This window comes from Sphingomonas sp. J315 (assembly GCF_024666595.1).
Lineage (GTDB): Bacteria > Pseudomonadota > Alphaproteobacteria > Sphingomonadales > Sphingomonadaceae > Sphingomonas.
The window spans coordinates 2,288,496-2,301,545 of the sequence record NZ_CP088296.1 but is presented as its reverse complement, the minus strand read 5'-3'; the positions used below and the strand labels follow the sequence as shown (position 1 = coordinate 2,301,545).

The window sequence follows — 13,050 nt, the reverse complement described above, 5'->3', positions numbered from 1 at the left end:
TCCGCCCCCGACGATGACGACGCGCACCGGATCGGTCATGGTGTTCCCGACGCCGCGTGCGGACCGACGACCAGCCCCATGAACAGCCCGGCATGGATCGTTGCGAGCCGCGACACATCGATGTCGCGCGCGATGCTGCGCCACGCGGTATCGCCGACCGGCCGCCATTCCGCCTGGGCCACGCCCCTGTCGAAGCTCAGCTTCAGATCGACCTGCGTCGCGCCGCCACGCGGGACCGATGCGACCACCACGCCATTTTCAGGCTCATCCTTGGAAATTCGCCGCCGCACGACCAGCTTGTCGCCCTCAAGCCCCGCGAACATCAAGTGATTTTCGTCCGCCACGGCGAGCAGACCCGCGCGATCGGCAGCGCTTCTGGGATCGAACGTCACCCGCGTCGTCCAGCTCGCCTTCGCGTGCCGCATGCGCTTGCCGATATAACTCGGCTGAGCGAGCGCGCCGGCGGCGACCGGGCGCGCGTCGAGCGTCAACGACCCGCTGGCGATCCGCCACCACGGCGACCCCTTGGGCGTACGCAGCATCAGCCAGTCCTGCGTGAGCTTCGGCGTATCGAACTCCTCCACCCAGGACGCGGGTTCGCCCGAGGGGGAGACGGGCAGCTTGGGTCGCGCGGCGCTGGCGGGCAGCGGGGTGCGCGGCGGCAGGATCGATGGCCAGCCATCCTTCCACGTCACCGGCAACAGGAAGGTCTCGCGACCCAGCAGCGTTTCCTGCCCACGGAACGGGCGGGTGGCGAGGAACACCGCCCACCAGCTGCCATCGTCCAGCTTCACGAAATCGGCATGGCCGGTCGCCTGGACCGGGTTCGGGCGATCCTCGGGCAGGTCGCGTTGCGTGAGAATCGGGTTGACCGGGCCGGGGGTATAGGGACCGGTCAGGTTGCGCGAGCGATAGATAGTCTGCGCATGCTGGTCGGCGGTACCGCCCTCGGCGGCGGAGAGATAATACCAGCCATCGACCTTGTAGATGTGCGGCCCCTCTGCCCAGATCGGCTTGGTCGACGGGTCGACGCCCTTGTCGACCAGCAGGTGGCGCGGCCCCTTCATCTTGAAGGTGGTCAGGTCGATTTCCTGCATCCACAGCGCGCGGTGCCCGTCATATTCGGGCCTTCCGGGCGGCGCGTCGTTATTGACGATCCACGCCCGCCCGTCCTCGAAATAGATCGACGGGTCGATCCCGCCGAAGTCGAGCCAGTGCGGCCCGCTCCACGGCCCCGCCGGGTCCTTCGCGGTCAGCACGAAATTGTCGCGGCACCCCACACAGGTGTTGAGGATGTAATAGGTGCCGTCATGATAATCGATGGTCGGCGCGAACACGCCGCGATCCAGCGCGAGTCCGGTGAAATCGAGCATCTCCGGACGGTCGATCGCATTGCCGATCTGACGCCAGTTGATCAGGTCGCGGCTGTGATAGACCGGGATGCCCGGGAACCAGGCGAAGGTCGAAGTGACGAGGTAGAAATCCTGCCCCACTTTCACGATCGACGGGTCGGGGCGGAAGCCCGGCAGCACGGGATTGGCATAATGCCCGGCAGGCAAAGGCCGCGCATCGGAGTCGCCCGAATAGGCGACGAAATCGAATCGCGCGGTGCTCTGCTGCGCAACAGCGGGCGCAGCGATTACCAACGCCAACAAGGCGGCCAAACCCTTCATCTCGCTCCTCTTCTCCTTCTCTCTGCGGCTTTCCCCGCAGCTGCATCGACGTTTTTTCCGCGCGATGCTTGACACCTTCATAGGAGCATGATGTTAGCGCTATCAAGAACAATGATGGCGGAGGGGTGAAGCGCGATGGCCGTCTCGCTTGCGGGCATATTGCCGGACGATTGGCGGACGGGTCGCTTCCTCGGGCGGGTCGATCTGGGCGACGGCCCGGTGCCGGTGCTGATCGCAGATGGCGCGCTGTTCGACCTTACCCCGCATGTCGCAACCGTCGCTGGCGCAATCGACCGTGGCCTAACCAGCCCAGAATTCGGCAAGCGCATCGCCGACCTCGATGCCGCCGATCCGCAACTGCCCGACGGCGTCGCCCTGCTTGCCCCGATCGACCTGCAATGCATCAAGGCGGCCGGCGTCACCTTCGCGGTCTCGGCGATCGAACGCGTGATCGAGGAGCGCGCGCGCGGCGATGCGAGCAAGGCCGCCGAGATTCGCGGGCGACTGGAGGAGCGGATCGGTGGCGGCATCCGGTCGGTCGTGCCGGGTTCGGCCGAAGCAGCATCGCTCAAGGCCGCGTTGATCGAGGACGGCATGTGGTCGCAATATCTGGAGGTCGCGATCGGCCCGGATGCGGAGATCTTCACCAAGTCGCCGGTCCTGTCGGCGGTCGGCCATGACGCGCCGATCGGGGTGCGGTCGGATTCGAGCTGGAACAATCCCGAGCCCGAAATCGTGCTGGCGATATCGCGCCGGGGCGAGGCAGTCGGCGCGATGCTGGGCAACGACGTCAATTTGCGCGATTTCGAAGGGCGTTCGGCGCTGCTGCTGGGCAAGGCCAAGGACAATACAGCGTCCTGCGCGCTCGGGCCCTTCATCCGGCTGTTCGATGGCGGCTTCGCCATCGACGATGTGCGCAGCGCCGATGTCGCACTGACAATCGAGGGCACTGACGGCTTCCGTCTGGAAGGCGCGAGCCGGATGAGCGAGATCAGCCGCGACCCGCTGGAAATCGCGGCCCAGGCGATGAGCGAGCATCACTATCCCGACGGCTTCGTCCTGTTCCTCGGCACCCTTTTTGCGCCGACCCAGGACCGCGATGTGCCGGGCGGCGGTTTCACCCACAAGGTCGGCGATCGCGTGACAATCTCGTCATCGCGGCTTGGTACGCTCGCGAATACGGTGACGACGTCGAAAAATGCGCCCATATGGGAAATTGGAATCGGTGTTCTTGTTCGTGACCTTGCGCGTCGCGGGCTCGCCGACCGGATCTGAACTCTGAATTGCAGGAACTGCGCATCATGAAGCTGACCCACCTGATCAATGGCGAGCGCGTCGCGGTCGACACCCCGCTGGAGAGCCGCAATCCGTCGAACACGGACGAGGTCGTCGCGACCTTTGCTGCGGGCGATGCTGCGGTAGTCGATTCTGCGGTGCAGGCCGCCCGCGCCGCGCAGCCCGGCTGGGCCGCCGCGTCGCCCGAAGTGCGCGCCGACCTGCTCGACAAGGTCGCCGCGACGATCATGGCGCGCGCCGCCGAGCTGGGCGAACTGCTCGCGCGCGAAGAGGGAAAGACCCGCGCCGAGGGCATGGGCGAAGTAATGCGCGCCGCGCGCATCTTCCGCTATTTCGGGGGTGAGGCGCTGCGCCGTCACGGCCTGACGCTCGAATCGACGCGGCCGGGACTCGACGTCGCGACCTATCGCGAGGCGGTCGGCGTGGTCGGCCTGATCACGCCGTGGAACTTCCCGATCGCGATTCCGGCGTGGAAGGCTGCGCCCGCGCTCGCCTTCGGCAACACCGTCGTGATCAAGCCGGCCAACGTCACGCCGGCGGTCGCCAGCGCGCTCGCCGACATCATCCAGGAATGCGGCGCACCTCCCGGTGTGTTCAACATGGTATTGGGTCAGGGCGGCGTCGGGCAGGCGATCGTCGATCACCCGCATGTCGACGCGATCAGCTTTACCGGGTCGCAGGGCGTCGGCGCGAAGGTCGGCATGGCCGCAATGACGCGACAGGCGCGGGTGCAGCTCGAGATGGGCGGCAAGAACCCGCTGGTCGTGCTCGCCGACGCCGATCTCGACAAGGCGGTGGCGATCGCGCTCGACGGCGGCTTCTTCCAGACCGGGCAGCGCTGCACCGCGTCGAGCCGGGTGATCGTCGAGGATGCGATCCACGACCGCTTCGTCGCCGCGCTCGCCGAGCGTGCCAAGGCGCTCAAGGTCGGCCCGTCGCTGGCGGCCGACACCCAGGTCGGCCCGGCGTCGAGCGAGAGCCAGTTCGAGCAGAATCTGCGCTATGTCCGCAAGGCGATCGAAGAAGGCGGGCGCGTCGCCAGCGGCGGACCCGATCCGCTCAAGCTCGACACGCCTGGATACTTCATGGCCCCGACGCTGATCGCCGACACCGATCCCGACATGACGATCAACCGCGAGGAAGTGTTCGGCCCGGTCGTCTCGACCGTCCGCGCGAAGGACTACGAACATGCGCTGGAAATCGCCAATCAGGGCGAGTTCGGCCTGTCGTCGGGTATCGTCACCACCAGCCACAAGTACGCCCGCGATTTCCGCAAGCGGATCCGGGCGGGCATGGTGATGGTCAATCTGCCCACCGCCGGGGTCGACTATCATGTGCCGTTCGGCGGGACCCGCAAGTCGAGCTACGGCGCGCGCGAGCAGGGGTTCGCCGCAGTTGAATTCTACACCACCGTCAAGACGGTCTATTCGGGGGATTGACGTTGTTGCAGAAGTCCACCGGATCAGCCGCGATGCGCGCGATCTATCCCAGCCTGCGTGACCGGCATGTGCTGGTCACCGGCGGCGCGTCGGGGATCGGCGAAGGGCTGGTCGAGGCGTTCGTGGCGCAGGGCGCGCGGGTCAGCTTTGTCGACGTGCAACAGGATGCTGCCGCCGAATTGGTCGCGCGGCTCACGCCCGGCGCGAACCATGCGCCGCATTTCAGCACATGCGATGTCACGGATGTTGCAGCGCTGCAGGCTTGTCTCGCATCGACCATCGCCGAACGGGGTCCGGTGGATATCCTGTTGAACAATGCTGCGAGCGACGACCGCCACGGGATAGAAGAGGTCACGCCGGCCTATTGGGACGAACGGATGGCGGTGAACCTGCGCCATTTGTTCTTCGCGACGCAGGCGGTGGTTCCGGGGATGAAGGATGCCGGCCATGGCGTCATCATCAATTTCGGGTCGATCAGCTGGCATCTCGGTCTGCCCGACCTGACGCTGTACCAGACCGCCAAGGCAGCGATCGAGGGGCTGACCCGCAGCCTGGCGCGCGAGCTTGGCCCGCACGGCATCCGCGCCTGCACCATCGTCCCCGGCAACGTCCAGACGCCACGACAGGAGAAATGGTACACGCCCGAGGGCGAGGCCGAGATCGTGTCGGCACAGGCGCTGAAAGGGCGGATTCAGCCCGCCGATATCGCGGCGATGGCGACCTTCCTCGCCAGCGACGACGCACGCATGTGCACCGCGCATAATTATTGGGTGGATGCCGGATGGCGGTAAACGAACCACGAGTCGTCGCGCGACTGGGCGCGACATTGGGCGAAGGCCCGGTCTGGGATGCGCAGCGTGGCTGCCTGTGGTTCGTCGACATCAAGGGCAAGAAGCTCCACCGCTTCGACCCCCGTCCGGTGCGCTGAGCAGCGCCGATGCGCCCGGCGAGATCGGCTGGGCGCTGCCCGCCGATAATGGCCGATTGCTGTGCGGTCTGCAGAATGGGCTGCACTGGTTCGACACCGAGACGCGCGCCTTCACCTTCTGGCGCGTGGTCGAGCCGACCCTGCCCGGCAATCGCCTCAACGACGCCTGCACCGACGCGCAGGGCCGCGTGTGGTTCGGGTCGATGGACAATGCCGAAAGCGCTACGACCGGACATTTCTACCGCCTCGATGCCGGGCAGCTCGACCGGGTCGGGCCGGGGCCGGTGAGCATCACCAACGGCCCGGCGGTGTCGCCCGCCGGGGATCGCATTTATTTCACCGACACGATTGGGCGGCGCATCTGGGTCGCGCCGCTGCATGACGACGGATCGCTCGGCGCGGTTCAGCCCTTTCTGACCTTCACCGGCGATGAAGGCTATCCCGACGGGTCGATCACCGATGTTGAGGGAAATGTCTGGGTCGGCTTCTTCGCCGGGCATGGCGCGCGCCGCTTCGATGCCGCCGGGCGCGAGATCGAGTTCGTCCGCCTGCCGGTCGCTAATGTGACCAAGCTGGCGTTCGGGGGCGATGGGCTCAAGACGCTCTACGCCACCACCGCCGCCAAGGGTCTGAGTGCGCAGGAGCGCGCGGCCCAGCCGCATGCCGGCGACCTGTTCGCGTTCGAGGCGAGCGTTCCCGGACACAAGCTCGCGCGGGCGCACGTCGCATGAAGCGCGCGGCGGTCCTGCTCGCCGCGACAATGCTTGCCCCCCTGCCCGCCGCCGCGCAACTCACGTTCAGCCCCGCCATCGGCGATCAGGGCGTGCTCCAGCGCGACAAGCCGATCATCGTCGAGGGTGCGGCCGCGCCCGGCGCGCGCCTGACCGTTACGCTCGGCGACACGATCGCGCAGGCGAAAGCCGGCAAGGACGGCCAGTGGCGCGCGACCCTCCCCGCGATGAAGGCGGGCGGGCCGTATGTGTTGCGCGCCGCGACGCTCGACGCTGCGGTCGAGGCGAAGGGCGTGATGGTCGGCGATGTCTGGCTGTGCTCGGGCCAGTCGAACATGGAATTTCCGGTCCGCCGCGCGCTCGATTTCGACAATCAGATGAACAGCGCCGCCGATCCGATGCTGCGCATGCTGACCGTGCCCAAGGCGACGGCGACCCAGCCGCGCCGCACATTCGGCGAACCGGCCAGCTGGCAGGCATCGACGCGCGAGACGGCGCCCGAATTCTCCGCCGCCTGCTGGTATATGGCGCGCGAGCTGCGCAAGGCCGAGCCGGGGGTCGCGATCGGCCTGATCGATGCGACCTGGGGCGGCACCGCGATCCGCGCCTGGCTCGATCCGGTCGCGACGCGCGCGATCTATGGCGCGGAGGACGCGGCGTTGCTCGCGCTGTACGACCGCGACCAACTCGCCGCGAACGTGCAATTCGCGCCGCGCTGGATCGACTGGTGGCGGTCACGAGAGAAGGTTGAGCCCTGGATTATGCCCGATGCGGTCCAATGGTCGCCGGTGCCCGGAATAGGGCCGTGGGATGGCCTCGGCGAAGCACCGCTGCGCGGCTTTACCGGCTGGGTCTGGTTCCGCCGCACGGTTACGCTGACGGCGGAACAGGCGAAAAGCGGCGGCACATTGTCGCTCGGCATCATCGACGATGGCGATCAGGCGTTCGTCAACGGCAAGCCGGTCGGCAACAGCTTTGGCTGGTCTAACCCGCGCGACTACGAGGTGCCGGGCAGCTATTGGAAAGCCGGCGCCAACGAAGTGCTGGTTGCGGTTTGGAACAGCTATGGCACCGGCGGCTTCATGGGTCCGGGAGAGCGACTGAAGCTGGCCCTCGCCGACGGGTCGAGCATCCCGCTGGGCGACCAGTGGCGCTACTGGATTTCGGCGGCCAAAGGCACGCCGCCGCGCCCGCCATGGGATACCATCGCGGGCCTTGGCCTGATCGGCAACGCGATGGTCGCACCGCTGGGCGGGATCGGGCTGCGCGGCGTCGCCTGGTATCAGGGTGAGAGCGATTCAGGGCAGACCGGCTATGACGTGCGGCTGCGCGGATTGATCGACGGCTATCGTCGCCAGTCGGGTGATCCCGCGCTGCCGGTGCTGGTGGTGGGCCTTGCGGGCTATGGCGCGCCGGGGGCGACGCCGGTCGAGAGTGGCTGGGGCCGGCTGCGCGACGAACAGCGCCGCGCGGTCGCGACAACACCGGGAACGGCGCTGGTTTCGGCGATCGACCTGGGATCGCGCACCGATATCCATCCGGGGGACAAGAATGAGCTGGGCAAGCGCCTCGCCCGCGCGGCACTCGGCAAGCCGGGACCGCAGGCGGTGTCGGCACGGCGCGACGGCGGCGATGTGGTGGTGTCGTTCAGCGGGGTCGAGGGCGCGCTCACCAGCTGGAGCGGCGCGCCGATCGGATTCTGAATTGTGCGCGCAGAGCTGTCGCTTTGCGGCCGCGCGGGTCGAGGGCGGCACGGTCCGGGTGCTGCGCGATGGGCAGCCGGTGACGCGGGTGCGCTATGCCTGGGCCGATACGCCGGTGGTGAATCTGTACGACGTGGCGAACATGACGCCGACCTCGTTCGAATTGGTTGTGGAGTAGACTAAATCCTCCCCGGAACGGGGAGGTGGCAGCGCGCAGCGCTGACGGAGAGGGCCCTCCTCCAAGCGAGGCGCTTGCCTCGGGCCCCCTCCACCAGCTTCGCTGGTCCCCCTCCCCGTTCCGGGGAGGATTTTGACCCTCAATGATTATGCCGCGGCAGCGTCTTCGACGTTTGGCGATACTCCAGCGCGAACTCCAGCACGGCACCTTCGCCCAGCTGCCCGGTCTTTTCGCGCGCCAACTGTTCCCATGGTGTGTTGCTCGCCGGAACCTCCGGCAGCCCATCGCCCTTGCGCCGCTCGATCTCCTCGGGCGCGACCAGCATGTCGCAACGGCGGGTGTTGAGGTCGATGCGGATCGTGTCACCGGTGCGCAGCCACGCCAGCCCACCGCCCGCCGCGCTTTCGGGCGAGGCGTTGAGGATCGACGGGCTGTCGGACGTCCCGGACTGACGGCCATCGCCGAGCGTCGGCAGCCAGTTCACGCCAGCACGGATCAGCGCGTCGGGCGGCTGCATGTTGACCACCTCCGCCGAACCCGGCCAGCCGAGCACGCCGGATGAGCGCATCACCAATATGCAATCCGCGTCGATGTCGAGCGCGGGATCGTTGATGCGATGGTGATAATCGTCCGACCCGTCGAACACGATTGCCCGCGCCTCGAACACATTCTCCGCGCCCGGCCGCGAAAGATAGCGGCGTCGGAATTCCGGCGAGATCACCGACGTCTTCATGATCGCGAAGTCGAACAGGTTTCCGCTCAGCACGAGGAAGCCAGCATTCTCTTGCAACGGCTCCGCGAACCGGCGGATCACCTCGCGGTCGCTGGCTTCGTTATCCTTCAGGTTTTCCGCAATGCTGCGCCCGGTGACGGTCAGGCAATCGCCGTGCAGCTTCCCCCGCCTGCAGCAATTCCCACATGGCCGCGGGCACCCCGCCCGCGCGGTGGAAGCGCTCACCTAGATATTTGCCCGCTGGCTGCATGTTGACCAGCAGCGGCAGGTGATAGCCATGGTCGTACCAGACCTCCGGCTCCAGCTCGATCCCCGCATGGCGCGCCATCGCGACGATATGCGGCTGGGCATTGGACGATCCGCCGCAGACGGTGACCGTGGCGATGGCGTTGAGGAACGCCTCGCGCGTCAGGATCTTCGACGGGCGCAGGTCTTCGCGCACCATCTCGACGATGCGCTGGCCCGTGCGATAGGCGATCTGCCCGCGCTCACGATAGGGCGCCGGGATCGCCGCGCAGCCGGTGAGCGACAGGCCGAGCGCTTCGGCGACGGCGTTCATGGTCGATGCCGTGCCCATCGAATTGCAATGCCCGGCCGACGGCGCACTGCTGGTCGCGCGGCGCAGAAATTCCGCCTCGTCGATCTCGCCCGCAGCCAATGCGCGGCGGCTGCGCCATATAACGGTGCCCGACCCCACCAGCTCGCCCTCATGCCAGCCATCGAGCATCGGCCCACCCGACAGGACGATGGCGGGAATGTCGACGGTCGTCGCCGCCATCACCTGGCTCGGTGTGGTCTTGTCGCAGCCGGTGGTCAGCACCACCCCGTCGATCGGATAGCCATTGAGCAGTTCGACCAGACCGAGATAGGCAAGGTTGCGGTCGAGCGCCGCAGTCGGCCTGCGGCAATTTTCGAAGATCGGATGGACCGGAAATTCGATCGGGATGCCGCCCGCGTCGCGGATGCCATCGCGCACGCGCTTCGCAAGGTCGAGGTGGATGCGGTTGCAGGGGCTGAGGTCGCTGCCCGATTGCGCGATGCCGATGATCGGCTTGCCCGACTGGAGCTCCTCGGGGGTAACGCCATAATTCATGAATCGCTCGAGATAGAGCGCGGTCATGTCCCAGCGGTCGGGATTGTCGAACCAGTCGCGCGACCGCAGCCGCACGGGGAAATCGTCAGGCATCGGGACTCCGTTTGGGCGCGGCGCGGCGGGCCAGGGTTGGCGCCGAGTCCGAATCGCGGCGGACCAACGTATAGGGCAAGGTCTTCTGCTCGACCTCCAGCGGCTCTCCGTTGCGCTTGGCCTTGAGGATGCGCACCGCCGCAGACACCGCCCAGGCAGTCATGCCGCGGATCGGCTGGCGCACCGTGGTCAGCTCGGGCCAGATCGTGCTCGCCATCGCCGTATCGTCGAAGCCGCACACGGTGATGTCGTTGGGCACGTCGAGGTGCAGCCGGTGCGCGACTGCGACGGTCGCCGCCGCCATATCGTCGTTCGACGCGAAGATCGCGGTGGGGCGCGGATCGACCGAGATCAGCCGCTCCGACGCCTGCATGCCTGAGCGATAGGTGAAGCGGCCCTGCGCGATCAGCTCTTCGCGCACCGGGATGCCGGCAGCTTCGAGCGCGGCCTTGTAGCCGTTGAGACGGCGGCCGCTCGACACCTGTTCGGGGTTCCCGATGATGAAGCCGATGCGATTATGGCCAAGGTCGATGATGTGCCGCGTCATGTCATAGGCGGCCTGGAAATCGTCGATCAGCACTGCGGCATGCGAACCGCTCGCCTTGCCCGGCCCGACCGCGATGGCGACGGCCCCGGCGTCGGTGATCAGGTCGAGCACACTCTGGTCGTCGCACAAGGGCGGGGGCAGGATGAAGCCCTTGATCCCGCCGTCGATCAGGTGATGGACCAGCGACTTGGCCTCGGCGACATTCTCGCAATTCTGGACGACGAGGTGGATGTCGGCGCGGCTCGCCTCTTCCAGCGCGCCCATCAGGAATTCGCTGAGGTAGGACGCCGAGGGATTGTCGAACATCAGCGCGATGCGCAGCTGCTCGCCGCCCGCCAGGCTGCGCGCGGCGCGGTTGGGCGCGAAGTTCAATTTGGCGATCGCGGCCAGCACCTGTTCGCGCGTATTTTCGCGGACATTGCCCTCGCCGTTGATCACCCGGCTCACCGTCATCGGCGAGCATTGTGCCTCCGCCGCGACATCGGCGATGGTGGGAGCGCCACCACGGCGGCGCGACGAACGAGGCTTGGCGGATGCAGGTGGGGCCATGGTCACGGCACATACGCCCCGTTTGCCTCTCGCAGCAAGCGCAGCGTGACCTGATTTGGGAGCGCAATCATTCGCCCGGTGCCTCAGGGAAGCTCTGCGCCTGATACCAGCTCAGCGGATGCGGCGGCGCGGCATGGCCTGCCGGCAAGGCGCGGCCGGACGTGGCGGACCAGTAAGCGAGGCTGGCGTCGCGCCACCATTGCGCCTCCTCCACCTGGATCTTCAGGAAATCGGCGACTGGGCGATGACGTTCGGCGTCGACGTGAGGCGCGAGCGTTGCCCAGGTCGCGCGCATCCGCTCGACCGTCGCGACGCCACGGTCGTAGCGGCGTGGCAACTCCTCCCACAAGGTGCGTCCGGTGCTCAGCCGATGATCCCACGGCACCCGGCGAAACCACAGCAGCAGTTCCTCGTCCGCGAGCAGCCGCTTGGCGACATCCGGCGCATATTGGGCGAGCGCGTCGCTGCCCGTCTTCGTCCGGTCGAATCCGATCCCGTCGCGATCGGCGCGATGGAAATAGACCGGGTTCCATTCGGGCCGGGCGAGGTCGGAAACCCATGGCGCAGGGCCATAATGATGGCCGGTGCCCATGACATGCGCGAGTCCCAGCGGGGTCATGTAGTCGACCACGGCCTCACGGCTGCCCAGCATCATCGGCACCACGGCGTTCAGGAAGGCGGTATCGCGGCTGAAGGTCTGCGCCGCCCATTCGCGGGCGATGGTCTCGCTTGGCAATTGGGGGTTCCATGCCAGTCGTCCAAAGGCGTACCAGTTGGCCTGATCGAAATGGGAGCCCGTCCAGTTGCGATCGCTGCCGGTGTTGGCGACCCCGGCGATCACGCTGACCGTCTGAGCGACGCTGCCGCTGCGGCCGGTATCGGCGTCGAGCGCCTCCTCGAACAACGGCGCGAGGAAGGCGAGGTGCGAGGCGAAGCCGAGATATTCCTTTGTGATCTGCAGCTCCAGACTCAGCCGCGTCCTCGGCATCGCGCCGAACAGCGGATGGAACGGCTCGCGCGGCTGGAAGTCGATGGGGCCGTTCTTGACCTGCACCACGACATTCTGCGCGAACTTGCCGTCGAGCGGCTGGAACTCGGTGAACGCCTGTTTCGCCCGATCCTCCTTGTTCTCGGCGGCATAGACAAAGGCGCGCCAGATCACGACGCCGCGCTCGCCGATCGCCTCGGCCAGCATATTCGCGCCATCGGCATGGCTGCGGCCATAATCCTGCGGACCAGGCTGGCCTTCCGAATTGGCCTTCACCAGAAAGCCGCCGAAATCCGGGATTGCGGCGTAGATCTCGTCGGCCTTCGCCTTCCACCAGGCGCGCACCGCCGGATCGAGTGGGTCGGCGGTCTTGAGTCCACCGATGTCGCGCGGCGCGGAAAGCGCGCGGAAAGATAGATGCGGATGCCCCAGGGCCGGAACGTGTCGGCCAGCGCCTTGACCTTCGCGATGTAGCGCGGCTCCAGCATCATCGCGCGGGCGTTGACGTTGTTGATGACAGTGGCGTTGATCCCGATCGAGGCGTTGGCGCGCGCATAATCGGTCATCCGTGCATCGACATGGCCGGGCAGATGCCACCAGTCGAAGATCGATCGCCCGGCATAGCCGCGCTCGACATGCCCGTCGGGATTGTCCCAATGGTTGAGCATGCGCAGGTCATAGGCCGGGCTTTCGTCGCGCCGGATCGCGGTAAGCGGCTTGCCCTGCCCCAGCTCGCGCAGCAGCGCGAAGGCCCCGTAGAGCAGTCCGGTGTCGCTCGCGGCGGTAATCTGCGCGCCGTTGATGCTGAATGCGCCGGCGCGCTGACCCGGTGTCGCGACCTTGCGGAGGGTGATCGCGGGTGCAAGCCGCAACTCGCCAAGGCCGCGCTGCAACTCGTCGCGCGCCAGTCGCGCAGTCGGCGAATCGCTTCCGACCAGTGTGACGCTCGCGCGTCTTTGCTGCGCAACATCGGTAAGCGGTGCGTTGCGCAGCCAGAGGCGATATCCGTCTTCCGCGCGCGCAGCACCGCCCGTCCCGAACGACGCTGCGATCAGCAACAGGGCGCATAGTCGCGCGATCATCATCCTCACCCTTTCGC

General features: G+C 67.0%; 7 protein-coding genes and 3 pseudogenes. 6 read left to right on the top strand and 4 right to left on the bottom strand.

The window, feature by feature from the left end:
- Positions 1 to 35: 35 nt before the first annotated feature.
- Positions 36 to 1,673, bottom strand: coding sequence for a glycoside hydrolase family 43 protein (locus LRS08_RS11750; RefSeq protein ID WP_260480755.1), 1,638 nt, complete (start codon positions 1,671 to 1,673; stop codon positions 36 to 38).
- Positions 1,674 to 1,808: 135 nt separating this feature from the next.
- Here LRS08_RS11750 and LRS08_RS11745 point away from each other — a divergent pair, with 135 nt between their 5' ends.
- The 6 genes and pseudogenes from LRS08_RS11745 (at position 1,809) to LRS08_RS11720 (ending at position 7,948) form a co-directional block, all read left to right on the top strand.
- Positions 1,809 to 2,948, top strand: a complete 1,140-nt coding sequence (locus tag LRS08_RS11745; protein WP_257843525.1) for a fumarylacetoacetate hydrolase family protein — start codon at positions 1,809 to 1,811, stop codon at positions 2,946 to 2,948.
- Positions 2,949 to 2,974: 26 nt separating this feature from the next.
- Entirely contained in the window at positions 2,975 to 4,408 is a 1,434-nt protein-coding gene (locus LRS08_RS11740) for an aldehyde dehydrogenase family protein (protein WP_257843526.1), read from the top strand.
- A gap of 32 nt (positions 4,409 to 4,440) precedes the next feature.
- Positions 4,441 to 5,199 (top strand): SDR family NAD(P)-dependent oxidoreductase, encoded by a 759-nt coding sequence (locus tag LRS08_RS11735; protein ID WP_257843527.1) that lies wholly within the window; start codon positions 4,441 to 4,443, stop codon positions 5,197 to 5,199.
- Positions 5,190 to 6,067: pseudogene (locus LRS08_RS11730) on the top strand (SMP-30/gluconolactonase/LRE family protein). Before LRS08_RS11735 ends, LRS08_RS11730 begins: the two are co-directional and overlap by 10 nt.
- The gene (locus LRS08_RS11725) at positions 6,064 to 7,770 is read left to right on the top strand and encodes a sialate O-acetylesterase (RefSeq protein ID WP_260480754.1); all 1,707 of its coding nucleotides are present in this window, start codon (positions 6,064 to 6,066) and stop codon (positions 7,768 to 7,770) included. Before LRS08_RS11730 ends, LRS08_RS11725 begins: the two are co-directional and overlap by 4 nt.
- Position 7,771: 1 nt before the next feature.
- On the top strand, positions 7,772 to 7,948 hold the full coding sequence (locus tag LRS08_RS11720) for a hypothetical protein (protein WP_260480753.1): 177 nt from the start codon (positions 7,772 to 7,774) through the stop codon (positions 7,946 to 7,948).
- Between the two features lie 139 nt (positions 7,949 to 8,087).
- Here LRS08_RS11720 and LRS08_RS11715 read toward each other — a convergent pair.
- The 3 genes and pseudogenes from LRS08_RS11715 to LRS08_RS11705 form a co-directional block, all read right to left on the bottom strand.
- Positions 8,088 to 9,867, bottom strand: a pseudogene (locus LRS08_RS11715) (IlvD/Edd family dehydratase).
- Positions 9,860 to 10,963: a LacI family DNA-binding transcriptional regulator gene (locus LRS08_RS11710; protein WP_257843531.1), complete on the bottom strand. Its 1,104-nt coding sequence runs from the start codon at positions 10,961 to 10,963 to the stop codon at positions 9,860 to 9,862. Before LRS08_RS11710 ends, LRS08_RS11715 begins: the two are co-directional and overlap by 8 nt.
- 67 nt (positions 10,964 to 11,030) lie before the next feature.
- Positions 11,031 to 13,033: pseudogene (locus LRS08_RS11705) on the bottom strand (alpha-glucuronidase).
- Between the last annotated feature and the right edge of the window lie 17 nt (positions 13,034 to 13,050).

Excerpts from the sequence above, each read along its gene's own strand:
- LRS08_RS11750 (WP_260480755.1), bottom strand. The coding sequence starts at position 1,673 with ATGAAGGGTTTGGCCGCCTTGTTGGCGTTGGTAATCGCTGCGCCCGCT.
- LRS08_RS11745 (WP_257843525.1), top strand. The coding sequence starts at position 1,809 with ATGGCCGTCTCGCTTGCGGGCATATTGCCGGACGATTGGCGGACGGGT.
- LRS08_RS11740 (WP_257843526.1), top strand. The coding sequence starts at position 2,975 with ATGAAGCTGACCCACCTGATCAATGGCGAGCGCGTCGCGGTCGACACC.
- LRS08_RS11735 (WP_257843527.1), top strand. The coding sequence starts at position 4,441 with ATGCGCGCGATCTATCCCAGCCTGCGTGACCGGCATGTGCTGGTCACC.
- LRS08_RS11725 (WP_260480754.1), top strand. The coding sequence starts at position 6,064 with ATGAAGCGCGCGGCGGTCCTGCTCGCCGCGACAATGCTTGCCCCCCTG.
- LRS08_RS11710 (WP_257843531.1), bottom strand. The coding sequence starts at position 10,963 with ATGGCCCCACCTGCATCCGCCAAGCCTCGTTCGTCGCGCCGCCGTGGT.